The sequence below is a fragment of the Gemella haemolysans genome (genome assembly GCF_001553035.1).
In the GTDB taxonomy this organism is placed as follows: domain Bacteria; phylum Bacillota; class Bacilli; order Staphylococcales; family Gemellaceae; genus Gemella; species Gemella haemolysans_B.
This window is the reverse complement of the sequence record NZ_KQ959982.1, coordinates 59,026-82,746: the sequence shown is the minus strand read 5'-3', so window position 1 is coordinate 82,746 and position 23,721 is coordinate 59,026. Positions and strand designations below refer to the sequence as shown.

General features: G+C 29.7%; 22 protein-coding genes and 2 pseudogenes. 4 read left to right on the top strand and 20 right to left on the bottom strand.

Annotation, left to right across the window (positions count from 1 at the left end; translation table 11 throughout):
- A partial coding sequence (locus tag HMPREF3186_RS09220; protein ID WP_084812678.1) for a hypothetical protein occupies positions 1 to 209 on the bottom strand: 209 nt, incomplete at its 3' end.
- Positions 210 to 418: 209 nt separating this feature from the next.
- Positions 419 to 913 (bottom strand): hypothetical protein, encoded by a 495-nt coding sequence (locus tag HMPREF3186_RS07110; protein WP_060914561.1) that lies wholly within the window; start codon positions 911 to 913, stop codon positions 419 to 421.
- 189 nt (positions 914 to 1,102) lie between these two features.
- On the opposite strand from HMPREF3186_RS07110, the gene HMPREF3186_RS07105 reads away from it, so the two are divergent.
- Complete coding sequence (locus HMPREF3186_RS07105; RefSeq protein WP_060914560.1) at positions 1,103 to 1,597, top strand: type II toxin-antitoxin system RelB/DinJ family antitoxin; 495 nt, start codon at positions 1,103 to 1,105, stop codon at positions 1,595 to 1,597.
- A gap of 205 nt (positions 1,598 to 1,802) precedes the next feature.
- Here HMPREF3186_RS07105 and HMPREF3186_RS07100 read toward each other — a convergent pair whose 3' ends face one another.
- A complete protein-coding gene (locus tag HMPREF3186_RS07100; protein ID WP_060914559.1) occupies positions 1,803 to 2,834 on the bottom strand; it encodes a hypothetical protein in 1,032 nt (343 codons plus the stop codon).
- A 74-nt stretch (positions 2,835 to 2,908) separates the two neighbouring features.
- Positions 2,909 to 5,062: pseudogene (locus HMPREF3186_RS07095) on the bottom strand (AAA family ATPase).
- A 304-nt stretch (positions 5,063 to 5,366) separates the two neighbouring features.
- On the opposite strand from HMPREF3186_RS07095, the gene HMPREF3186_RS07085 reads away from it, so the two are divergent.
- Entirely contained in the window at positions 5,367 to 6,356 is a 990-nt protein-coding gene (locus HMPREF3186_RS07085; RefSeq protein WP_060914556.1) for an alpha/beta hydrolase fold domain-containing protein, read from the top strand.
- A gap of 110 nt (positions 6,357 to 6,466) precedes the next feature.
- Here the strand turns inward: HMPREF3186_RS07085 and HMPREF3186_RS07080 are convergent.
- The 9 genes and pseudogenes from HMPREF3186_RS07080 to HMPREF3186_RS07045 all read right to left on the bottom strand — a co-directional run.
- A pseudogene (locus HMPREF3186_RS07080) lies at positions 6,467 to 6,730 on the bottom strand (hypothetical protein); the annotation flags it as partial.
- A 102-nt stretch (positions 6,731 to 6,832) separates the two neighbouring features.
- The gene (locus HMPREF3186_RS07075; RefSeq protein ID WP_060914554.1) at positions 6,833 to 7,423 is read right to left on the bottom strand and encodes a type IV toxin-antitoxin system AbiEi family antitoxin domain-containing protein; all 591 of its coding nucleotides are present in this window, start codon (positions 7,421 to 7,423) and stop codon (positions 6,833 to 6,835) included.
- Positions 7,424 to 7,790: 367 nt separating this feature from the next.
- The gene (gene gatB / locus HMPREF3186_RS07070) at positions 7,791 to 9,218 is read right to left on the bottom strand and encodes an Asp-tRNA(Asn)/Glu-tRNA(Gln) amidotransferase subunit GatB (protein WP_048802959.1); all 1,428 of its coding nucleotides are present in this window, start codon (positions 9,216 to 9,218) and stop codon (positions 7,791 to 7,793) included.
- Between the two features lie 13 nt (positions 9,219 to 9,231).
- The gene (gatA, locus tag HMPREF3186_RS07065) at positions 9,232 to 10,689 is read right to left on the bottom strand and encodes an Asp-tRNA(Asn)/Glu-tRNA(Gln) amidotransferase subunit GatA (RefSeq protein ID WP_060914553.1); all 1,458 of its coding nucleotides are present in this window, start codon (positions 10,687 to 10,689) and stop codon (positions 9,232 to 9,234) included.
- 17 nt (positions 10,690 to 10,706) lie between these two features.
- Positions 10,707 to 10,997: an Asp-tRNA(Asn)/Glu-tRNA(Gln) amidotransferase subunit GatC gene (gatC, locus tag HMPREF3186_RS07060; protein ID WP_060914552.1), complete on the bottom strand. Its 291-nt coding sequence runs from the start codon at positions 10,995 to 10,997 to the stop codon at positions 10,707 to 10,709.
- 570 nt (positions 10,998 to 11,567) lie between these two features.
- Positions 11,568 to 11,990, bottom strand: coding sequence for an alpha/beta fold hydrolase (locus HMPREF3186_RS09435; protein ID WP_231724183.1), 423 nt, complete (start codon positions 11,988 to 11,990; stop codon positions 11,568 to 11,570).
- An 84-nt stretch (positions 11,991 to 12,074) separates the two neighbouring features.
- Entirely contained in the window at positions 12,075 to 12,404 is a 330-nt protein-coding gene (locus HMPREF3186_RS09430) for an alpha/beta fold hydrolase (protein WP_231724182.1), read from the bottom strand.
- Between the two features lie 125 nt (positions 12,405 to 12,529).
- Positions 12,530 to 13,531 (bottom strand): NADP-dependent oxidoreductase, encoded by a 1,002-nt coding sequence (locus tag HMPREF3186_RS07050; RefSeq protein ID WP_060914551.1) that lies wholly within the window; start codon positions 13,529 to 13,531, stop codon positions 12,530 to 12,532.
- Positions 13,532 to 13,534: 3 nt separating this feature from the next.
- Positions 13,535 to 13,951, bottom strand: coding sequence for an Rrf2 family transcriptional regulator (locus HMPREF3186_RS07045; protein WP_060914550.1), 417 nt, complete (start codon positions 13,949 to 13,951; stop codon positions 13,535 to 13,537).
- Positions 13,952 to 14,333: 382 nt separating this feature from the next.
- On the opposite strand from HMPREF3186_RS07045, the gene prmA reads away from it, so the two are divergent.
- On the top strand, positions 14,334 to 15,269 hold the full coding sequence (prmA, locus tag HMPREF3186_RS07040; RefSeq protein ID WP_060914549.1) for a 50S ribosomal protein L11 methyltransferase: 936 nt from the start codon (positions 14,334 to 14,336) through the stop codon (positions 15,267 to 15,269).
- Positions 15,270 to 15,374: 105 nt separating this feature from the next.
- Here prmA and HMPREF3186_RS07035 read toward each other — a convergent pair whose 3' ends face one another.
- Complete coding sequence (locus HMPREF3186_RS07035; protein ID WP_060914548.1) at positions 15,375 to 16,055, bottom strand: response regulator; 681 nt, start codon at positions 16,053 to 16,055, stop codon at positions 15,375 to 15,377.
- Positions 16,056 to 17,654 carry an ATP-binding protein gene (locus HMPREF3186_RS07030; protein ID WP_060914547.1) on the bottom strand — a complete coding sequence of 533 codons (1,599 nt, stop codon included), beginning with the start codon at positions 17,652 to 17,654 and terminating at the stop codon, positions 16,056 to 16,058.
- Positions 17,655 to 18,030: 376 nt separating this feature from the next.
- Between HMPREF3186_RS07030 and HMPREF3186_RS07025 the strand changes: the two genes are divergently transcribed.
- Positions 18,031 to 19,437 (top strand): APC family permease, encoded by a 1,407-nt coding sequence (locus HMPREF3186_RS07025; protein ID WP_060914546.1) that lies wholly within the window; start codon positions 18,031 to 18,033, stop codon positions 19,435 to 19,437.
- 124 nt (positions 19,438 to 19,561) lie between these two features.
- On the opposite strand, the gene trxB is transcribed toward HMPREF3186_RS07025, so the two are convergent.
- From trxB to HMPREF3186_RS07000, 5 genes are all read right to left on the bottom strand, one after another.
- Entirely contained in the window at positions 19,562 to 20,485 is a 924-nt protein-coding gene (trxB, locus tag HMPREF3186_RS07020; RefSeq protein WP_060914545.1) for a thioredoxin-disulfide reductase, read from the bottom strand.
- A 17-nt stretch (positions 20,486 to 20,502) separates the two neighbouring features.
- Positions 20,503 to 21,306, bottom strand: coding sequence for a prolipoprotein diacylglyceryl transferase (gene lgt, locus HMPREF3186_RS07015; RefSeq protein ID WP_060914544.1), 804 nt, complete (start codon positions 21,304 to 21,306; stop codon positions 20,503 to 20,505).
- 1 nt (position 21,307) lies between these two features.
- Complete coding sequence (hprK, locus tag HMPREF3186_RS07010; RefSeq protein ID WP_060914543.1) at positions 21,308 to 22,252, bottom strand: HPr(Ser) kinase/phosphatase; 945 nt, start codon at positions 22,250 to 22,252, stop codon at positions 21,308 to 21,310.
- An 18-nt stretch (positions 22,253 to 22,270) separates the two neighbouring features.
- The gene (locus HMPREF3186_RS07005) at positions 22,271 to 22,660 is read right to left on the bottom strand and encodes a phage holin family protein (protein ID WP_060914542.1); all 390 of its coding nucleotides are present in this window, start codon (positions 22,658 to 22,660) and stop codon (positions 22,271 to 22,273) included.
- An 83-nt stretch (positions 22,661 to 22,743) separates the two neighbouring features.
- On the bottom strand, positions 22,744 to 23,670 hold the full coding sequence (locus tag HMPREF3186_RS07000) for a manganese-dependent inorganic pyrophosphatase (protein ID WP_060914541.1): 927 nt from the start codon (positions 23,668 to 23,670) through the stop codon (positions 22,744 to 22,746).
- Positions 23,671 to 23,721: the final 51 nt, after the last annotated feature.

The window sequence follows — 23,721 nt, the reverse complement described above, 5'->3', positions numbered from 1 at the left end:
AATTGCAAAAATACATCTTTCTTAAATACTAAAATTTCTTCTTCTAATTTAGTGAAAAAATGATTTTTTATTTTCTCTTCTTTCATTAAAACATTAAATAACTTAGCATCATATTTTCTAGCTAGTTCCGAAAGCTTATTTTTATTTAAAACACCTTCAACAAGAAATTCTTCATGCTGAGATAGTAAATTCTCTAATTCTTTTTTCATTATATACCCTTTCATACTGATATTATTTACTATTTCTTCTTTTATAATTAATATTATTTTATCATAGATTCATCATATTCGAAAGTAAACATATACTAATTATAAAAGTTATTTTATAGCGATTTCTTTAGGTTAATAATATAATATCAACTGTCTATTTTTTTGTACAATTGGAAAATAAAAAAAGCTCGGCATTTCTACCGAACTTCCTACTTAATAAACTTCATTATTTTACCTTCTTTTTTATATGTTTCTACTGCTTTTGCCACTCTCTCGAAGTCACGTCTTAAGCTGTATGAATAGATATCTCTGAATAATCTATATCCTAGTTTTTCATTTACTTCGAATGCTAGAGTATATAACTCATATGTTTCCATTGAATCGAAATTCTCGTGTGCTTTTACTACATCTACTAATATATCGTCACAATGTTCGACTAACGCTTTTTCTAGTCTATCATTTAAGAATTTTGATTTATCTAGAGTATATTTATACATTTCTCGTGATGTAGTTGAGAAGTCCGCTATTAAGCTTTCTTTATCTAGTTTATCATACAATTCATACCCTAACTGTTTATTTACATCCTTTGCGATTTCTACTAATCTTTCATCTGATACTGGTTCTAAACTAAATGCTGCCTTACTAACTTCCGATAATGCGTTGTAGTTTTCTTCTATCGCTTTTTGTAATAATTCTAATTCCATAAAGATCCTCTCAATCCTAATTTTCTTACATTCTATTATAACATATTTACTAGTAATTCTTATATCTTTTTACAACTTTTATACTATTCCTTTATATATCCTTGAATTTAACTTTTTCATATAAAGTTCTCTTGAAAAATTAACCATTCTACGTTAAAATTAATGTATTAACTAAGGAGAGTTTTAAAAATGAGTGAATCGAAAATTGTTTTAACTATTGATGATAATTTAAGAAATGATGCTGAAGATTTATTCTTTAGTCTTGGATTAAATCTGGAAACTGCAATTAGCATGTTTCTTACAAAAGCTGTTAATGAAGGTGGTATACCTTTTGAAGTGAAACAAACAAAATTCGTTGAAAGTCCTGATTTTATCTCTAGTCACTTCACTATTAAATCAGCTGTATATGAAATTAATGAATACATAAAAGATAGATTTAACGAAGAACCTTCATTTTATCTAGCATGTGAAAATAGAGGTCTTACAGATGATGAAGCTAGTAAACTATTTATTCTATTTTCTAATAATACTGAAGAGATTGATCAAGAAGAGTTCACAGAAAAAAATATTGATAACCTAGTAGAATTATCTACAATCGCCTTCCCAGCACTAAGACGACTATCTGATGAACAACTACGCGATATCGTGAATGCATATATCACAAATTACTATTTAATTAGATAGAATAACTAAATAAATAACTTTTAGAGGTGATTTCAAAATCAATAAGTATAGAATTTAAGGTACTTTTGATTCTGTTTAAAGATGCTATAAAAACCCTAAAAAAGTTAGCTTTTATTGGAATTTACTTTCAATAAAAGCTAATCTCTTCAACTTATCTATGAAATTTTTTTATTTTTAAATTCCTATAAAACTCATTGTTTATTTCTTATTTAAAATAGTCATCATTTATAGGTGGTAAAATTTCCTCTAGATGTATCTCAACAAAATCATCACAATCTATGTTGGCAAATCTATGCCATGCTCTTTTAGTCTTCAAATATGCTTTTATCCTTAGATTCAAAGAAACAAATTTGTCATCTATTTTAAATTCTAAAATATTACTATTAGTTTCATATTTATCTATTTTACAACAATACTCTATTTCCCAATTAATGCAATAAAAGTCTAACGGAAAACTGTTATCAACTTCTAAAATTATCCTATACGTTTCACCTGATCTAAGATTTACTGTTTCTCTTTTATTGTTCGTTGAATCATAATTAGTTAAAGGACAAATACTCCACGAATAACTGGAGTCTTCTCTATAAATACATTGTCCTAATGAATCTTTAAATGATAAAAACGTCGGAACATTATACTCTTTATCTCTACCTATTTTTTTATAATACTCTTTAAATACTTCAATTAAATCATTTGAATAACATACTCCTTGCTCCAATTCCCGTTGTGATAAGGGATTGGTATGAGAGATCTTATTTCTTATACTGATTAATTTTTCAAAAGTTAATCTTAATGATTCAATACCTGAATAAAATGGTTCAAAAACATTTTTAAAATGTAACTTATACAAATCATTTCGACAAAAAAAATATTTTAAATGTTCCATAACTAAAGCATCTACTTTCCTTGGATATCTTTTTGGATTACTATCAACTCTATCTTGAACTTGTTTTATTATTTCATTCTTTACAAGTGGAGTACTCTCATCAAATTTGAAATTAAAATAGTCTTTACCATATTCCTTACTAAATGTTTCTTCAATTAATCTTCTAGACCACAGTTCCATCGTATCTAATCTATGTTTACACAAATCTCCTGCTTCTAATTCTGTCATATTCCACAGTAAGAAATCTCCACTTTTTTTATTTTCATTAACAATAGGATTTTTATCATTAGATAAATCATTAGTTTTTTTAAAAATATTTTTATTCCCAAAATAACTCCTTAAAAATTCCATTTAACCCACTCCTTTATAATTTACATATTTTCACCTTCATTAAATGAGTTATTATCAACATATAATAATTATAATTATTTTTTCGAGGCTTTCCAACAAGTTTTAAAATGAGTTTCTGCATTATTATTTATAAAACAATCTTTCATCAATTTAATGATATCTTCTTTATTTTTTCCATTTAATTCAGCTTCTAAATCATCAATCGAATGTGAATTAACATTAAATAATTTTTGGGCTTCTCTGTTTTCCCCAAAAAAATTGTTAGTTCTGTTAAATTTCGTAAATGTTTCAATAATTCTTCTAATAGAATTTAGCATTAAATTTGGTTTGTTATTATCAAATAAAAATCTCAGTTCTTTCCATAATAATTCATAATTAGTAGAGAAATCTTCTCCTTCTGAATTTAAAGTTTTTTTGACTACTTTCTGTTCTATTTTTTCTAATCTTATAAATCTATCACATAGTTTTTCTTTTCCATATCTATCGATACCATCTTGATATAATCTATTATATTTTATATTAATATAGAAATGTGCATTATGTGTCATAATTATTAATTTGGAATTTTCTTTACTTTTATCTATTATCTTCATTAATTCTTGAATTTCAGTTATTATAATATACTGCATAGTATCATCATTCGAATCCATAGGATCATCAAAAATAATAATTTTATCTAAATCTATTTCTCTATACTCATTTAATTTTTCAATAAAATATAAAAATCCAATTATATTTTTTTCTCCTTTAGAAAGAGTATCTATTTCTCTATACTTCTCAGAAAAAGGTGCTTTATTTCTTATTCTATAATATCCTTGATTTAGATTTTTATTTTTTCCAATATGTTCTAATTCAAATGATACATAATTTCTTAATTTTTTATTTATATTATTAGCTAGCTTTTCTTCGGATCTTGTTTTGCTAAGTTCAGTATTAATTTCTTTTTTTAAACTTTCAATATCCATTTTATAATTATTTATCTCATCATTTATCAGAGCCATTTTATTTTTTGTATCAGTAATTTCTTGTTCTATATTACCTAGTTCATTATATTTATTTTCTAAATCATATTGAGTTTTGAAATAATATATATAATCAAATCTCAAGATGTCTTTTGAAAAATTCTTTATTCTTGATACATCTTCATTATTATTTAATATTGCAATTTTATTATATTCTTCAACTATATACTCTATACTATCTGGTATTTTTATTGAGATTTTCTCGGAATTAGAAAATAATTGAGTTAATTTTTTTTCCAATCTTTCTTTTAACACCCTCAGAAAATTATTGTGTTCTTTTAATTTCTGGCTCCATTCTGTTGATATTATTTCTATTTTACTTTGATAAATACTATAAAAATATTTTGGAAGTATATTAAAATTATTTATTTTTTCTATTATTTCTTCAATTTTGTAGATTATATCGAAAATTTCTTTCTCTAATAATTTGATTTTTGAAGCTGAAAAGTAGCCTTCTAATTGTTGAAATGTCTCATTTGATATTTCATTCCCACAAAAAGAACAAACTTCTCCCTCTTTATGTAGCTACAATCCTTTTTTGGCAAAGTTTATTTTTTCTTCTGTTGAAAGCCGAATAATATCTTTTTCTTCTTCCACTTTTTTCATTAATACTCTATTTGTTTCTAATAAAATATCCTTTAGATTTATATCAAAATGTTCCTTAAGATCTACAATTTTTTCCTGTATTATTAAATTCTTTTTACATTCTTCTTTTTCAGCTTCTGACAATTTAAATGCATATTTTAATTCTTTTTTAAATGTAACACTGTTATAACTAGTACTTGCTATATGTAATTGATTATTTTTTATTTCTTTAGCAGCTTCTTTAATATTTTTTTCTATTTTATTCTCTAGTTTATTTTTTTTGTCTCTAATCTTTTTATATTCTTCTTGAATACTTTCTATATTTTTATTTTTCTTTTCTATCTCATTCCCAATATCACTTATCTTTAACTCGTACGATTCAATGTTTCTTTGAGCGACAGTATTTTCTTCTCCCAAAATTACCGAATTTAATTTACCATCAACAGCTACACTATTAACCCCTTGATAAACTCTCACATCTTTATCTGTGTTTTGTTCTTTTATTAATTTTGTAATAGTACTTTTTCCAGTTCCATTTTTTCCAAATACAAAGTTTACAGGTTTATCAAATTCTATATTTTCGTCTTCAAATATTTCTATACATTCTAAATTTATCTTCATAATTCCTCCAAATATATGTCTTTATTAATATACTAGTTTATTTTTTATACTAATAAATATAATTACTTTATTTTAAAATCTTGTAATAAGAAATTCATAACTTTATTATAGAATATATATTAACATGAATCAACTGTATCTTACTCTATCTCACATATCTTTTTATTATAAGTTGACTTCCAAATTCCTTTTTCCCTTATTCCATTTCTTCAGATTTTTATTTTTACAATCACTTTATTTTCTGATAAACTATAATTGTAAATAAATAAAACAATTACATTTATGTAAATAAGAGGAGATTAAAATGGGAAAATTTAATAAAAAAGTTGTTTCAGTAGCTTCAATTGCCGCAACATTACCTGCATTAATAGGTAGCTATGCAGGGTATCAGAAATTACGTTATAAACGTAGTGCTAAAGCTGGTCTAATCGAGTTATATCTTGGTAATAAATATAAGAAACTAAGAGATATCGATGAAACTAAAAGACTAGAAAAACAAAAAGAAGATAAGAACGAAGAAACTGTAAATGTATATGAATTCGATACTAATTCTAAATTCTATACTAGAATTGTTTCTGATAGACAAGTTTGGCATTTAAATAGTGTTAATAATTCTAACTCTACTATTTTCTATATTCATGGTGGTTCTTACGTTCATGAATTCGTAGATATTCAATGGGAGATGGCTGATAAAATTGCTCAAGAATCTGATGCTGAGGTTATCATTCCTGATTACGGACTAGCTCCATTCTATACTTATAAAGACAGCTATGAACTTCTAACAAAATTATATACAGACTACGTTGCTGAGAATCCAGATAAAGATATCTATGTTATGGGAGATAGTGCTGGTGGTGGCTTAGCTCTAGGATTAGTTCAAGATTTTGTTCAAAATAACATTAAACTACCTAAAGGTCTGATTTTACTAAGTCCATGGGTTGATTTAACAATGTCAAATCCTGATATTAAAAAATATATCAAAAAAGATCCTCTACTACACGTAGATACTTTGCTAGCTGATGCTAAATCTTGGGCTGATGATGCAGACTTATCAGATTGGAAAGTTTCACCATTATACGGTGAAATGAAGAATTTACCAGAGATATTATTATTCTCAGGAACACGTGAATTATTATATCCTGACATAGCATTATTAGCTGAAAAACTTCGTGAAGCAAATGTTAAGACTGAATTCGTAATCGGTAAAAATTTAAACCACGTATACCCTGCCTTCCCAATACCAGAAGCAACAAAAGCTATTTCTAAAATTGTTGAGTTTGTGAAGAGTAAATAATTAAAATCAAATATAAAAAAGATGTACTCAAAATTTGATTAAATTATCTATATTTTGGGTACATCTTTATTTAGTAATTCTATAAAGATAGTTATTTGTATTTTAAAAAATTATTTTATATCTATTTCCTCCAATATTTTCTTTAATAATTTATATATTTCATTAAAATCTATTGTTCTAGCATAATTAAAGCTATTTCGATAATTTTCCCAACGGACTAACATTTCATTATTATTTTCTATATTTGAAATAATTTCTTTATAATTCAAAAGTAAATTTAAACTATCTCTTTTTTGGAAAGTTTCTTCTATAGCTAATCTTAATATGTTATAATCAATATTTTTACTTTTCAATTTTAGTAGTATATACACATCATAAAAATCTCTCCATCATATAATTTTGTAAAACTAATTGTGCAGAAATATTTTTTTCTTTTGATATATTTTTTATCTTTGCTTTTAGTTGCATAATATTTATCATAATAATACCTCTAAATAACTTTTTAATTTATCTTCTACTCCTAATTTTTCAGCATACATTGATAATAAAGGGATATTTTTATCCTTTCTTTTTATATATGTTTTATATGAATGTGATATTACTTGGATATCTATTTTGTTAATCGGGCGAATTATATCTATTAATGTTCTTTCAATGTTATAAGCATAAACATTATATCCATTCGGTGTTTTTATTTCTTCTTTTCCCAACTCATAAAGATCTTCTTTTATAGATTTACACTTTATTCCATTCTTTTTTGGATTAGTTAAATTATAGCCTTTTGGAAATGTCATGTTAAAAACACTAGGAGTTCTATCAGTTAAATCATACAAGTACAATGCTGTTTCTAGCGAATATATTCCCTTCTTAAATCTATTCTGAACTACAAAAAATTCATCTTCAAAAATTCCTGGTGATACATAAACACCTCGACTCACTTTTTCTAATTTCCCTTTTTCAGTAAAGTATTTAATTGATCCTCTGTATATCCCATTCTCCTCTGCTTCTTTTATTGTCAGTATTCCATTATTCTTATTAAGTAAGCTTTCAATTTCTTTAAATTTCAAATCTATTCACCTCATTTTTTTACTTTTACACTTCCTATTTTACAACAAAGTAGCATAAAAGTAAAATTATAATATATAAATGGGAAGATTTGATATTTTTTCATATATCCACACTATTTTGTTCGAATATCCAGTTTTACTACTCAATGTCCACTCTCTCATATACGAATGTCCAGTTTCACTCCCCAATATCAACTTTTTTTGGGAAATGTTCAGTTTTATTCCCCAACATCCGCTCTTTCATCTATTAAAATCTATTTTCACCAACCAATTCCTGCTCTATTTATATTTAAGTCGTTTACCAAATACAACAAAAACTCGAAACAAAGATTTCTCCTTGTTTCGAGTTCGTTTATTATTTTCGTTATTAACGTTTTGCGATTTCTTCTAATAACATTTTGTTGATCATTTGTGGGTTGGCTTGTCCTTTTGAGGCTTTCATGATTTGACCTACTAGGAAACCAATCGCACGGTCACGACCATTTTTGTAGTCTTCGATAGATTTTGGATTGTTATCTAATGCTTCGTTTACCCAAGCTAATAATTGTCCACTATCTGAAACTTGTACAAGACCTTTTTCTTTAACGATTTGTGCAGCATCTCCACCGTGTTCGATAAGTTCTGCGAATACTTTTTTAGCGATTTTACTTGAGATTGTTCCGTCAGTGATTAATTTAATCATTCCTGCTAAACCTTCTGCAGTTAATGCTGTTTCTTTAAGTTCTTTTTGTACTTTGTTTAAGTATGCATTCACATCTACCATTAAGTAGTTAGAAGCTAGTTTTGGATCTGCTCCTAAAGCTACAGTTTGTTCGAACATATCTGACATTTCTTTAGTTAATGTAAGAACGTGTGCATCGTATGCTGGTAATCCAAGTTCTTCTTGGTATCTTCTTTGACGAGCATCTGGAAGTTCTGGAATAGTTTTTCTTACTTCTTCCATCCATTCATCAGAGATAATCATAGGTACGATATCTGGCTCTGGGAAGTAACGGTAATCGTCTGAACCTTCTTTAACACGCATAAGTTTAGTTGTTCCTGTTGTTTCATCGAAACGACGAGTTTCTTGGTTGATTACTCCACCTGAAAGGATAACTTGTTCTTGACGTTTTTCTTCGTACTCTAATCCTTTTTTAACGAAAGTGAATGAGTTTAAGTTTTTAAGCTCGGTTTTTGTACCAAATTCATCTTGACCGTAAGGACGGATAGAGATGTTCGCGTCACAACGCATTGATCCTTCTTCCATCTTAACGTCTGATACTTCGATATATTGGATGATTGAACGTAATTTTTCTAAGTACGCATATGCTTCTTCTGGAGTTCTGATATCTGGCTCAGATACGATCTCGATAAGTGGTGTACCTTGACGGTTAAGGTCAACTAGTGAGTAACCATTTTTGTGAGTTAATTTACCAGCATCTTCTTCAAGGTGAGCACGTGTAATACCGATACGTTTTGTTTCTCCGTTTACTTCGATATCAATCCATCCGTTTTCCCCGATTGGTTGGTCAAATTGTGAGATTTGGTATGCTTTCGGGTTATCTGGATAGAAGTAGTTTTTTCTATCGAATTTTGACTCACGAGCTACTGTCATGTTAAGCGCCATTGCTGCTTTCATTCCCCATTCTACCGCTCTTTTGTTTACTACTGGAAGTACCCCTGGGTATCCTAAGTCGATAACGTTTGTGTTAGTGTTTGGTTCTGCACCAAAGTGAGCTGGAGATGGTGAGAATATTTTTGAATCTGTTTTTAATTCTACATGGACTTCTAGTCCAATTACTGTTTCAAAATGCATCTTGTTTCTCCTATTATAATTCTATTTTTTTATCGTGTAAGTTGTAGTGTTGTTCGAAGTTGTATGCTACATCGTATAGTGTAGATTCTGCGAATGGTTTAGCAATAATTTGCATACCGATTGGACGGTTACCTTTGAATCCACATGGAATACTGATACCTGGTAATCCAGCCATGTTTACTGGTATTGTTAAGATATCGTTAGCGTAGATTTTAATTGGATCTCCTACTTCTTCTCCAATGTTAAATGCTACTGTTGGAGCAGTTGGTCCAATGATTACATCGTATTCTTCGAATACTCTATCAAAGTCTTGTTTAATTAATGTACGAACTTGTTGTGCTTTTTTGTAGTATGCATCGTAGTATCCTGAAGATAATACGTATGTTCCTAACATGATACGGCGTTTAACCTCAGCCCCAAATCCTTCTCCACGTGTTTTTTTGTAGATTTCTTCAAGGTTTGTTGCGTTTGGACTTCTGTATCCATAACGAATACCATCGAAACGAGAAAGGTTTGAACTTGCTTCAGCAGAAGCGATAATGTAGTAAGTTGAAATAGCGTAGTCCGTATTTGGAAGACTTACTTCTTCTACAATAGCTCCTTGGCTTTCTAAGTATTTAACACCTTCAAGTACTGCTTGTTTAACTTCTTCGTCAATTCCAGCACCGAAGTATTCTTTAGGAAGAGCGATTTTCTTACCTTTAATGTCTCCAGTGATGATTTTGCTGAATTCTGGTACTTCTACAGGTGCACTAGTCATGTCGTTAGTATCTAATCCTGAGATAATTTCTAATACACGAGCGTTATCTTTAACTGTACGAGTCATTGGTCCGATTTGGTCTAATGATGAAGCGAATGCTACTAATCCAAAACGTGATACACGTCCATAAGTTGGTTTTAATCCAACTACACCACAGTAAGAAGCTGGTTGACGTACAGAACCACCTGTATCACTTCCTAGAGTGAAGCTAACTTGTCCTGCAGCTACTGCTGTAGCTGAACCACCACTTGATCCTCCTGGTACTGCATCTAAATCATGAGGGTTACGAGTAAGTTTATAGTAAGATGTTTCTGTAGAACCACCCATTGCGAACTCGTCCATGTTTAATTTTCCTAAAAGGATTGGATTTTCTTTGTTAAGTTTGTTCATTACTGTTGCATCATAAATTGGATTAAATCCTTCTAAGATTTTTGATGCACAAGTTGTTTGAATGTCTTTTGTAACAATGTTATCTTTAATTCCCATTGGAATACCGAATAATTTACCTTCAGCGCGTCCTTCTTCTTGAGCTTGGTCTAAAGCTTCGGCTTGTTTTAATGCTACTTCTTCAGTTACTGTAATGAATGAACCTACTTTTTCATCAGTAGCTTTAATTCTGTCTAGTGATTCTTTTACTAAATCACTTGGTTTAATTTCTTTATTTTTAAGTTTAAGTTCTAAACTTTCAATTGATTCATGTAATAAACTCATTAAATTATCTCCTTATTTTATTCAATAATAGTAGGTACTTTGAATTGTCCTGCTTCAGTTTCGTGAGCATTTTTAAGAACTTCTTCTCTATCCATTCCTTCATGAGCTACGTCTTCTCTAAATACATTAACTAAGTCTAGAACGTGATAAGTTGGTTTTACATTTTCCGTTGGTGCGCTGTTGATTGTATTGAATAAATCTACAACTTTTTCTAATTTTTCGATGTACCCATCTACTTCACTTTCTTGGATTTCTAATCTAGAAAGATGAGCGATGTGAGCTACTTGTTCTTTCGTAATTGTTGTCATAAGTGCCTCCATATTTTTATCAATTTTAACTTCTAATATTAGCAAACCTCGTATAATTTGAAATAAAAAAACGCCCCATATAGTTATTTAACTACATGGGACGATTACTAGTTTCGTGGTGCCACCCGAATTCATATCAGTCTCCTGATACCTTTCAATTCATATTCGGTTTTATAAAGAGTGTTGCTTATTTCAATCATTATTATTTAATCTTTCAGCCTCCGGATTAAACTCTCTTCTAAAAAAACATGAAATAAAAGTCTCTCTACTAATATTTTATATTACGGTTTACTTAGTCTATATTATACTAAACGACCGTTATTGTCAAGGATTTTGTAAAAAATGTTAGAACGAGTGAAAAATCATTAATTTTTATAATTGAATTTTCTAATCGCTCTAGGCTGAATATATATTTATTTTTTATATTAGTTAGGGATAACTCGATAAAATCGACTTTCGAATCACTCCTTCTTTAAAATGCTACTTTGTTCTTCTAGGTTTTATGGCTGATAAACTGTGTGTCTTAAGTATAATTACTTTCTAACAAGCTACTTTAATTAGTTTGGTTTCTTATTCTTCTAAAAATTCTATTAACTCTTTTGAAAATTCATCTGCGTATTGGAATAATGATCCGTGTGCTGCGTTTGGATAAATTATTAATTTACTATTTTCTATTTTTTGATGCATATTATATGAGTTAACTGTAGGTACCATTAAGTCTTTATCACCATTTACGATTAGTGTAGGTTGCGTAATAAATTTTAAATCGTCATATCCTACAGTACTCCAACGTTTTATTGCTTTTAATTGTCTTAAAAAGCTAGGAACTTTCATATCGGCATCTGCATTTTCTTTACTACGACTTGCTAATCTATCTAGTACTTTATTCGCTTCAATTTTTCCTTTTTCATCGTGATTATAGAAGATAAATCTCTTAGGATCTACCCTATTTAATCCTGCTTTTAGCATGAATTTAAAAGTAGTACTAGTCACAGTTCCGATTCCTTCTCCGTCTCTTGGTCCTGTTCCAACTAATATTAATTTTTCTACTAAGTCATTATTTAATCTTGTTACTTCTTAAGCTATCATTCCACCCATTGATAATCCTAGTAAGTTAATTTTACTGTAACCTAATTCTTTAATAATATCTATTGTTTGTTGTGCCATCCCTGGAATTGTTGTAGCTACTTTTCCTTCACTTCCCCCAACTCCTGGTAGGTCTATTAAGATTATATGATTTTTTTCTGCTACTAGATCGATAAATCTCGGATCCCAATTATCCATTGTTGCCGCTAAGTGTACTAACATCACTAATGGTCTTTCTGTTTCATCTTTATTAATTTCTCTATATGCTATTTTTAATCCATTAACATTAATGTATTCATTTCTTTTATTTATATATGACATGATTGTCTCCTAACTTTATTATGTTTGTTGATATTTTGATATAATATGAGCGACTTGAAAAATTGATTACTGAGAAATCATAATTTTCTAGTCGCTCCTTTCTCTTGTTATTCTATATTTTTATATTATTTAAAACTTAAAACTGTTTTACCTCTTGAACGTCCATTCGCTACTTTATCTAATGCTTTATTTACATCTTTAAAGTCAAATACAGTATCTACAGATGGTTTAATTTCTAATTTTGTGAAAATGTCAGCTACTTCTTGAAGTTGTTTACCATTAGATTCTACGAAAATGAAGTCATATGATACTCCGTATTTATTTGCCATTTTATCGAATTTTCTACCAGCTAAACCTAAGATGAATTGTTTCCACCATGCTAAGTTCATACGTTTAGCGAAACTTCCATTTGGCATAGCTCTTAATGAAACTAATTTACCTCCAGATTTCATAATAGTCATTTGTTTTTCTGTTTCTGATCCTCCTAAAGTATCTAGCACATAATCAACATCTTTTAATACTTTAGTGTAATCTGTTGTTTTATAGTCGATGAATTGATCAACACCTAATTTTTCAACACGTTCTTTATTTTCTAAACTACCACTAGTGATTACTGTTAATCCTTTTGCTTTAGCGATAGGAATAGCCATACCACCTACTCCACCTGTTCCACCTGAGATGAAGATTGTTTTTCCTGATTTTGCTCCCATAAGTTCTAGAGCTTGCATAATTGTTAATGCTGTTAATGGAACGGCTGCTGCTTCTTCATCAGTTAGATAATCTGGTACTTTAGCGATTGCATCTTGATTAATAGCTACATATTCAGCAAAAGCTCCGATTTTATCTAATGGTAGTCTAGAGAATACTCTATCTCCAATTTCAAAATTAGCTACATTACTTCCTTTTTGTTCAATAATCCCTACTACTTCATTACCTGCAACTTGTGGAAGTGTATAAGGTACGATAATCTTCACTTCTCCGCGTGAAATCATGTTATCTAGTGGGTTTACTCCTGCAGTTGTAACTTTTACCAACACTTCATTTTCATTTATTGTAGGTACTGCTACTTCTCTAATTTCAAGTTCTATATTATTTTTATTATATTTTGTGTGTACTGCTGCTTTCATTGTTTATTTTTCTCCTATTATGTATAATTCTTTAATTAATTTTTCTAATGTTTTACTTTCAAGTTTTTTATAAAAAGCTTCTTGTGCTTCATTAAATACTGGCTGTAATAAGTTTTCGATATTTAAACCAACTGGGCATTCTTTATTAGCACCTTCATGGATATTTACTAAGTATTTATCAGGATAAATGATTTGATAAATTTCTGATAATGTAATGTCTTTAGGGTCTTTTGCCAATGTTATTCCAGTTTTTCCTTGTTGGCTTTCTATTAGACCACCTTTTTTTAACACTGCAAGAATCTTTCTTATGTGACTACTGTTAGTGTTGACACTTTTGGCTAGTAGCTCCGAAGAAACTACTTTATCTGTTTCTGAAATATATATTAGTATGTGTAATGCTACTGAAAATTTTGTATCCATATTTTTCTCCTTTAACTGTATTTATTCAATTTTTCAACTTGTTCTCGTATCTGATACAAGTATAAGTTTAACATCGAATTTTTAATATGTCCACTTCTTTTTCAAATTTTTTAAAAATATTTAAATAGCCACATTATACCTCTACTATAGAGATAAACCACTACATCCTTACTGTACATATTTTCTAATTTCATATCTCGCTACAATTTTTAGAATATTTTAATGGTCAATTATTTCCTCATTTATTCTACACTCGAAATATTGACGACTATCCCACCTTTTTAGTTGCTTAAATATTGAAAATAGTATAATATGTGTAGGTATGTAGATTACTAGAATGCTCTAGTTTATATGTAAAAATAAAATATTTGTGAGGTATAAAATGGAAAATTGGGTTGAAATTACAATTCATACTACTAATGAAGCTAGTGAAATAGTTGAGTCTATTCTTCTTGATTATGGTTCAACTGGGGTTGCTATCGAAGATCCTACTACTCTTGAGGAGAACTTACATGATGATTTCGGTACTATCGTTGAGCTTAGTCCTGCTGATTATCCAGAGGTCGGAGTTATCGTTAAAGGATACATCAATGAGCTAAACTTCGATGAAGAAACTTTCAAACGTTTCGAAGCTGAGCTTCTTACTTTAGCTGAAAATATCAACATTGGAGATTTCTTCAAGATTGAAACTACTATTATTCAAGATAGCGATTGGGAAAATTCTTGGAAAGATTATTTCGATATTCTTAATATCGGTGAAAAATTCGTTATTGTACCTACATGGCGTGAATATGAAAATACTGAAAATAAATATATTATAAACATTGATCCTGGTATGGCTTTTGGTACTGGAGGTCACGAAACTACTTCTCTATGTATTAAAAACCTTGAGAAATATGTTCAAAGAACTGACAATGTTATCGATGTTGGTTGCGGTAGTGGTATTTTAAGCATCGCGGCTAGTTATTTAACTGATGGTAATATTAAAGCTGTTGACTTAGATAGACTTGCTGTTGATGTTTCTTTCGAGAACTTCGCATTAAATAATCTTGAGAAGAGGATCGAAGTTGATCAAGCTAGCCTTCTTACAAAAGAAACTAAAAAATATAACATTATCGTAGCTAATATTCTTGCTCACATCATCGAGCTTATGATTGATGATGCGTATAACTTATTAGAAGATGGTGGTTACTACATCACTTCTGGTATTATCGAAGAGAAGAAAGATGAGCTTCTTGAAAAAATGTTAGAACGTGGTTTCAAACTTGTTGAAGAAACTTCTGATAACGGATGGTACTCATTCGTAGTAACTAAATAATACAAAAACTCTTAAATACATATATCCATCTTTTTGTATTTAAGAGTTTTTCAATTAAAAAGCTAAGAAGAATTTAAATTCATAAACTCTTCTTAGCTTTAATTTTTATAATAATTTTTCTAATTTACTTTCTGATTCAACTGTAAATACTGATACAGGTCTTCCTGATGTATAGTATTCTGCATCTTCACTTAGTATATTTATATTAACTAAGTGATTTAAATATTTTCTAATTGTTATTCTAGAAATATCTAACTTATCTGCAATCTGTTGAGTTGTAAATCCACCGTTATGTTGTTGGATAGCTTCTAGAACTTTTTTCAAAGTAATTTTTGAAAGTCCTTTAGGTAGACTATCTTCCTCTTCCTCTACTCTTCCAGAATTTAAGTAATCATCTATTAAATCCTGATTAATTTTTTCTTTTGATAATAATTTCACATAGTCTTGAACTTTATCAATAGCTTGTGAAAATCTTTCATAAGTAAATGGTTTAACTAAGTAGTCTACTACTCCATTAGATAATGCAGCCTCTACTGTTTGAACATCATTTGCTGCTGTTATCATAATAATTGGATATCCTTTTAATTCTGGTAAGTATTCAATTCCTTGTCCATCAATTAAATAGTTGTCTAAAACTATTAAATCAACATCATTGTTTTCTAAATATTCTCTCGCAGCTTCTATTGATGTAACATGACTTAAGTCATCAGTTAGTTCTTTCTTTTTAAAGTATTCTTTGTGTATCATTGCTACCATTGGATCATCTTCTATTATTAGTACTCTCAATTATTGTTCCTCCTTGATCGGTATCTCGATCGTAAATTTTGTTTTACTTACTTCACTTTCCACGTCTATCAACCCATTATATTTTTTCACAATTGTGTCAACGGCATTTAGTCCGTAACCTCTATTTTCTCCTTTAGTTGAATATCCTCTTTCAAATACATTCTCCAGTATATCCTTACTAATTCCACAGCCGTTATCATATACTTGACATAGTAGTATATTTTCATCTGTATTTAGGTATAAGTAAACAACAATCTTTCCTTCTTCATTATCCGCTATAGATTCCATCGAGTTATCTATTAATACCCCAAGTATAATCAACAGTTCATTATAGAGTTCATCTAAACCTTCTTTGTTTATTATCCTTGAATCCGGATCAATTAACAACGATATATTTTTTTGTTTAGCCTCTCTAACCTTAGCAAGTAAGAAACCTGCTATCGCTGGTACTTTAATACTCTCAGATATATAACCAATCTTTTCATGATAATCATCTTTAAGATAAGAAATATATTTTTCAACTTCATCATAAGATTTCATTTCGATTAATCCATGTAGCACATGAAGTTTATTCATAAAATGGTGACTTTGTTCACGAAGACTATCGTTATATTTTTCAGTACCACTTAATTCTGTAATTAATTTCTTCATTTCACTTTGGTCACGTAGTGTAACTACGCCACCGTATAATTTTCCATTTTGATATATAGCATTTCTATTTACAAGAACTTCGATATGATTCAATACGATCAACTCATCTCGACTTGTTTGATTTTCTTCTATAATATCTCTAAAGAAAATTTCAAATAGCTTATCTGGAATCTGTTCACCTTTTTTGACTTTAGAATAGCCGGCTTTATCCAAAATTTGATTGGCACTACTATTCTTAACAATAACTTTTTTATTCATATTTATTGCTATAATACCTTCGGAAACGTGATCAGATATTAGATTTTTCTCGATGTAATTGTATGCTATTTCTTCTGGTTCATAGTTTAATAGTATACGTTTAAGTCGATTATTATACACTATTGCTAACGTAATTGCAACTACTATACCTATCAACAATCCAAATAATATTTTTTCTTGAGAATGTAGTATTTGTTTTTTTACAGTTTCTTTAGTATATCCTACACACACAACACCAATATTATTTCCGTCATCATCCTTAATCGCTGTAAAAAATCTAAGACCATCTCCTAGAACACCACTTTGCTTACTATAATGATCTCCTGAATGGAATGTAGAACTAATATCTTCTATATTTGAAAAATTTTTACCGACAAATTCGTTTATTGGATGACTGTATCTTGTAAAAGTCTCATCCGTAATAACTACAAAGTCAGTTCCTGTTTCTTCCATTACCCTATTTGCAAATTTTTGAATCGCTAATGTTTTCCTATGGTGTTTTATATCGTCTTTTACACGATTATCATTAGCTACTACTTTCGCAGTTGCATATATCTTTTGACGAATAATTTCGTCTTCACGTTTTTTTATATATTCTATCATAAAAAAGGAAGTTACTAATAATGAAATGACTACCAGACCTGTCATTATCAACATTAACCTAGTTAATGTTTTATATTTTTTTTTCAACCTTTTATCACTCCTCATTATATTTTAAAACTTTCTTTTACCATCATTTAATTATAATTCAAATTTGTTTGTATTTCAAGCATTGTCATCTTTTGTAAACTTAAGATATACATTAAATTATCAATATTATATGAATTTATTTTTAATATGTAAATTTACATTTTTATATTGCAATACTATACTTTTGTTTTTACTTAATTAATTATTTAATTAGCTATCATTATATATATTCTATAAAATAGTATTATATTCTCAAATAAAAAAATTTTAGTTTAATTTATTTTATTTTTACTTGAATAATTATGTAGTCTGTGCTAGTATTTTAGTAATGCATTTATGCAGTTATTAGTATATTTTATATTTTAGGAGGTTCTCAATGGAGAGGGATGCAAAAAAAATATTTTGGTACACCCTAGCCTTTATGGCATTCTCAACTGTTTGGGCGTTCGGGAATGTCGTTAATGGATACTCTGAATTCGGTGGATTAAAATCTATAGTTTCTTGGGTTTTAATTTTCGTAATTTACTTTATTCCGTATTCATTAATCGTTGGTGAGCTAGGATCTACTTTTAAAGATGCCGGTGGTGGTGTAAGTTCTTGGATTAGTTCTACACATGGTAAACTGCTTGCTTATTATACTGGATGGACAATGTGGGTAGTTCATATGCCTTATATCTCTCAAAAACCATCACGTATTATCGCAGCGTTTAGTTGGACTGTATTCCGTGATAACCGTATTAGTAAAATGGATATCACATACTTACAAATCGCTTCTTTAGTTATCTTCTTAGTTGCCTTATTCTTAGCAACTCGTGGAGTAAACTTAATTAAGAAAATGGCGATGTTAGCCGGATCTTCAATGTTTATTATGTCATTATTATTTGTAGTTATGGCTATTACTGCACCATCTATTACTGGTGCTAAAACATTTGACATCGATTGGTCATTAGATACATTTATGCCAACATTTGATGTTAAATATATTACATCAATCGCGATTTTAGTATTTGCGGTAGGTGGTTGTGAGAAGATTTCACCTTATGTTAATAAGATGAAAAATCCTTCAAAAGACTTTCCTCGTGGAATGATTGCTCTAGTAGTTATGGTTTGTACAACTGCGATTCTTGGGACTTTTGCCCTTGCTTTAATGTTTGATACAAACAATATTCCTAAAGACTTACTTACAAACGGAACTTACTACGCTTTCCAAACTTTAGGTAACTACTACGGTGTAGGTAATTTATTCTTAGTTATCTATGCAATTGTTGATTTAATCGGACAAGTTTCTGTTGTTATTATTTCTATCGATGCTCCGCTACGTATGTTATTAAGTAGTGCTGACGAGAAATACATTCCTAAGAAATTATTAGTTAAGAACGAAAACGACGTTTACGTTAACGGATTAAAACTTGTTGGGGTTATCGTTTCTATCTTACTAATTATCCCAATGTTTGGAATTAAAGAAGTTAATGATTTATTCAGATGGTTAGTTAAGCTTAACGCTGTTACTATGCCATTACGTTACCTATGGGTATTCGCTGCATATATCTTCTTGAAAAAATCAGCTGAAAAATTCCAATCTGAATACAAATTTGTTAAGAATAAATATGTAGGTATGGGACTTGGAGCTTGGTGTTTCTTCTTGACAACGTTTGCTTGTATTTCTGGTATGTACACTCCAGAAAGTACTTTCCAAACAATTATGAACATCGCAACACCAATAGTTCTACTTTCATTAGGATTAATTATGCCTTACTTGGCTAAAAAATACAACAACAAATAATTATTAAACTATTTTCGCAAGAAAATTACCTACTGAGTTTTTTATCAATACTCAGTAGGTTTCTTTTTTTTTTATAAAAAATCAAAGAAGAGAAACTATCAATAGAGTTTCTCTTCTTACTTTATTATTCTAAACCTTCTACAAAGCTATAAGCACTTTGTGCTGCTATAGCTCCATCAGATGCTGCTGTGATTACTTGACGGATTTCTTTTTCACGTACATCTCCAGCTGCAAAAATACCAGGTACTGATGTTTCTAATTTTTCATTAGTTGGGATATATCCAGCTTCATTAGTAATTCCTAAATCTCTGAAATCTTGAGTTTGTGGTAACATACCAACATAGATGAATACTCCATCAGCTTTAATAGAACTTTCTTCACCAGTTTTTACATTTCTTATTTCAATTGAAGAAACTTTTCTTTCACCTTTAATTTCGTAGGCAACACTATCCCAAACGAATTCGATATTTTCTTTAGCGAATGCTCTATCTTGTAGAATTTTTTGTGCACGTAGTTCATCACGTCTGTGAACGATAGTTACTTTAGTAGCTAGGTTAGATAAGTATAAAGCTTCTTCTACAGCTGAATCTCCTCCACCGATAACTACTACTTCTTTGTTTCTAAAGAATGCACCATCACAAACTGCACAGTAACTTACACCTTTTCCTGAAAACTGTTCTTCTCCAGGAACATCAAGATTTTTGTGTTCTGATCCTGTTGCAATTATGATTGATTTCGCTACATATTCTTTTTCACCAGCAACTACATATTTAAGTCCATCTCTAACTCCAACTTCTGTTATGTTTCCAAAACCAAATTCTGTACCAAATTTTTTAGAGTGTTCGAACATTTTTTCTGATAGTTCAGGTCCTGTAATCATCTCATATCCAGTATAGTTCTCAATTTCTTCAGTTGATAGCATTTGACCACCTGGATATTTTCTTTCTAGCATCAATACTGACATATTCGCACGTGATGCATAGATTGAAGCAGTCATACCTGCTGGTCCTGCTCCTACTATAATTAGATCATAAATTTTTTCTATCATATTTTCCACCTTCTCTTTTATGATTCTCTATACAAAATCTTCTTATCTTTATATTTTGTATTAAGCACTATTAAGTATATCAGACTTCCTACTACAAATACTAGTGAAAGGACTTGAGAAACTCTCAAGCTCCCTAGATATAGTGAATCTGTTCTCATTCCTTCAACGATAAATCTCTCTACTCCATACAAGATTAAGTATGCAGCGAAAACTTCACTTTGAGCTAGTTTATTTCTAATTAATAGAAGTATTACAAGTGCAATAAAGCACCATAAACTTTCATATAGGAATGTTGGTTGACGGTAAGCTCCATCAATATACATATTTTCTATAATAAAGTTTGGAATAAATCTATCTTGCAGATATTGTTGACTGACTGCTTCGCCGTATGCTTCATGATTGAAAAAGTTTCCCCAACGACCTAGCATTTGTCCTACTAGTAAACTTGGCGCTATTATATCTAATAACTTGATAATTTTTATCCCTCTTCTTCTTGCAAAGAAGTATAACACTACAAATCCACCAATTAAACCACCGTATATAGCTATTCCACCATCCCAAATGGCTATCATACTAGCGAAATCACCTTTATAAAATTCCCATCTGAATATTACATAGTACGCACGAGCAAAGATAAACGCTATAGGTAAAGCTATTAGCAATAAATCTAACATTGTATCTTTTTTCAATCCTCTTTTTGTAGCTTCTCTATCAGCTAGGTAGTATGCAAAAAATACCGTAGTCGCTATAATAATTCCATACCAGTAGACTGGTTTTGTAAATAAGTGAAAAGCGATCGGATCTAAGTAACCTAATATCATATTATTTCACCCCATTATTCATATTATTTCTTTTTATTTCTTCTGCTAATTTAGTAGTGAACTCTTTAGCTGTGTTAATTCCCATTTGATTTAATCTATAGTTCATAGCAGCAGATTCTATAATGATTGCAACATTTCGCCCAGGTCTTACTGGAATTGTTTTCTTCTCAATTTTTGAATTAAGAATTTCTTTACTTTCGTTACCTAAACCAATTCTATCGTATTGTTTTTGATCGTTCCATGTTTCTAAGTGAATATTTAACTGTAATCTCTTATCACTACGTACTGCTCCTGTACCGAATAATGTCATTACATTAATAATTCCTAATCCACGAATCTCCAATAAATGCTTTATTAATGTAGATTCGCAACTTCCGATTAAGAATCCTTTTTCTATCTCTCTAATATCTACTCTATCATCAGCAACTAGACGATGTCCACGTTTGATAAGTTCTAACGCTATTTCACTCTTACCGATTCCACTTTCTCCTGTTATTAAGACTCCAATACCATAAACTTCAATAAATACTCCGTGAATTGAAGTTGTAGGTGCAAATACTCTTCGAAGATGGTTAGAAATATTCCCCATCAATTTAGTAGTATCTTGTCTACATCTTAATACTGGTGTATCATATTTATTGGCCGCTTCTATCAGTTCTTTCGGCACTTCTAATTCACGTGAAATAATAATGCACGGTGTTACACGCGTACATAACATACGCATTCTTGATTTTTTCTCTATGTCTGGAATTAATTTGAAAAAAGATAATTCACTAGTACCAAGAATTTGTATTCTTTTAGGTGAATAGTGAGAAAAATATCCTGCAAGTTGTAATGCTGGACGTGATAATTCATCGGTTGTTATTAACCTATCTAGCCCTCTTTCTCCACTTATCACTTCTAAGTTTAATATCTCAGCAAGCTCTCTTGTTGTAATTTTTTGCATATTTATTTTTCCTTTTACTTATTTTTTGAATGTTTTAATTATTATAGTTCTCTCATTAGTATTAAAAATAAAATTAAAAATTTTAATCACTAATACTAAGCCTACTGCTGTCCAAAACGATGCTATTTCAAAATGCGGTGATAGTATATAAGATACTGAATATACTAATAACGTCCTCACTAATAATGAAAATAGCCCAAGACTAAATATTGTTATTATTACTGTTACTAATAATAACGGTCGAATTAGTGTAAATAAAATTGTAATAAGCAATGCACCTAGAAATCCATATATTGGATGATCAATTTTTAGTTTACCTTGTGTTAATCCTGCAAATGCTATTACAACTAAAGTGTTTATAATAATCTTTTTCAAAAAGGGCCAATATATTGCCTTAAATGTGTCCATATATTTCCTTTCGATTGCTATTTTATATAAATTAGAAAGTGAGAAACCACTGTCCTCACTTTCTTAAAATTTATTTTTATTAATTATTTTGAAAACTCTTCTGTAATTTGAGGAACTACTTGTTTTTTACGTGATACAACACCTTCTAGTGTCATAAAGTCATTTTCTAGAGTTTTTTCAAATGCTGCTGCTACTTTATCTTGTTTTTCACCTAATACTAATACTTCTGAATCTGAAGTTAAGATATTAGTGATTACAAATACATATGCTGCTAATCCTTTTGAAGAAAGTTCAGCATTAATAGCTTTAACTAATTCTTCTTTTCTTTCCGCTACTTCATTAGCATCAACTGTGTTAATTTGAGCTACCACTAGTTTATCTGCTCCTAAAACGAATTCTTTAGCGTCTAAAGAGATTAGGGTTTCAGCTGTTTTATCAGTTGTAGATGCTCCAGCTTTAAGCATAGCAAGACCATACTCTTGTGCATCTACTTCTGCAATTTTTGCTAATTCTTCAGCTGCAACTTTATCTTGTAAAGTACATGTTGGAGATTTGAATAATAATGAATCAGAGATAATAGCTGATAACATTAATCCCGCCATTTGTTTGTCGATGTTAACATTTTGCTCTTCATAGATTTTTTTTAGGATTGTAGCTGTACATCCTAGTGGCTCAGCACGATAGTATAGTGGTGCTGCTGTTTCGAAGTTTGCGATACGGTGGTGATCGATTACTTCACGAATAACAGCTTTCTCAATTCCATTAGCTGATTGTTGGAACTCATTGTGGTCAACTAAAATTACGTTTTGTCCTTCTTCTACTTCTTCTACTAAACGTGGTAATCTTACGTTAAAGTATTCTAAAGCGTATTTAGTTTCATCATTGATTTCCCCAAGTCTTACAGTTTCTGAATCCATTCCTTGAATTCTTTTTAAGTTGTTATAAACGATACTTGAACAAATTGTATCAGTATCTGGATTTTTGTGTCCGAAAATTAAAATGTTTGTCATTTTCTAACTCCTTGTTTTTATTTATACTTACTTATATTTTACCTTTTTTTT

What these genes read in the sequence shown, in the direction of transcription:
- HMPREF3186_RS07110 (WP_060914561.1), bottom strand. Translation starts at nt 913, where the DNA reads ATGGAATTAGAATTATTACAAAAAGCGATAGAAGAAAACTACAACGCA.
- HMPREF3186_RS07105 (WP_060914560.1), top strand. Translation starts at nt 1,103, where the DNA reads ATGAGTGAATCGAAAATTGTTTTAACTATTGATGATAATTTAAGAAAT.
- HMPREF3186_RS07100 (WP_060914559.1), bottom strand. Translation starts at nt 2,834, where the DNA reads ATGGAATTTTTAAGGAGTTATTTTGGGAATAAAAATATTTTTAAAAAA.
- HMPREF3186_RS07085 (WP_060914556.1), top strand. Translation starts at nt 5,367, where the DNA reads ATGGGAAAATTTAATAAAAAAGTTGTTTCAGTAGCTTCAATTGCCGCA.
- gatB (WP_048802959.1), bottom strand. Translation starts at nt 9,218, where the DNA reads ATGCATTTTGAAACAGTAATTGGACTAGAAGTCCATGTAGAATTAAAA.
- gatA (WP_060914553.1), bottom strand. Translation starts at nt 10,689, where the DNA reads ATGAGTTTATTACATGAATCAATTGAAAGTTTAGAACTTAAACTTAAA.
- gatC (WP_060914552.1), bottom strand. Translation starts at nt 10,997, where the DNA reads ATGACAACAATTACGAAAGAACAAGTAGCTCACATCGCTCATCTTTCT.
- HMPREF3186_RS09430 (WP_231724182.1), bottom strand. Translation starts at nt 12,404, where the DNA reads ATGTCATATATAAATAAAAGAAATGAATACATTAATGTTAATGGATTA.
- HMPREF3186_RS07050 (WP_060914551.1), bottom strand. Translation starts at nt 13,531, where the DNA reads ATGAAAGCAGCAGTACACACAAAATATAATAAAAATAATATAGAACTT.
- HMPREF3186_RS07045 (WP_060914550.1), bottom strand. Translation starts at nt 13,951, where the DNA reads ATGGATACAAAATTTTCAGTAGCATTACACATACTAATATATATTTCA.
- prmA (WP_060914549.1), top strand. Translation starts at nt 14,334, where the DNA reads ATGGAAAATTGGGTTGAAATTACAATTCATACTACTAATGAAGCTAGT.
- HMPREF3186_RS07025 (WP_060914546.1), top strand. Translation starts at nt 18,031, where the DNA reads ATGGAGAGGGATGCAAAAAAAATATTTTGGTACACCCTAGCCTTTATG.
- trxB (WP_060914545.1), bottom strand. Translation starts at nt 20,485, where the DNA reads ATGATAGAAAAAATTTATGATCTAATTATAGTAGGAGCAGGACCAGCA.
- lgt (WP_060914544.1), bottom strand. Translation starts at nt 21,306, where the DNA reads ATGATATTAGGTTACTTAGATCCGATCGCTTTTCACTTATTTACAAAA.
- hprK (WP_060914543.1), bottom strand. Translation starts at nt 22,252, where the DNA reads ATGCAAAAAATTACAACAAGAGAGCTTGCTGAGATATTAAACTTAGAA.
- HMPREF3186_RS07005 (WP_060914542.1), bottom strand. Translation starts at nt 22,660, where the DNA reads ATGGACACATTTAAGGCAATATATTGGCCCTTTTTGAAAAAGATTATT.
- HMPREF3186_RS07000 (WP_060914541.1), bottom strand. Translation starts at nt 23,670, where the DNA reads ATGACAAACATTTTAATTTTCGGACACAAAAATCCAGATACTGATACA.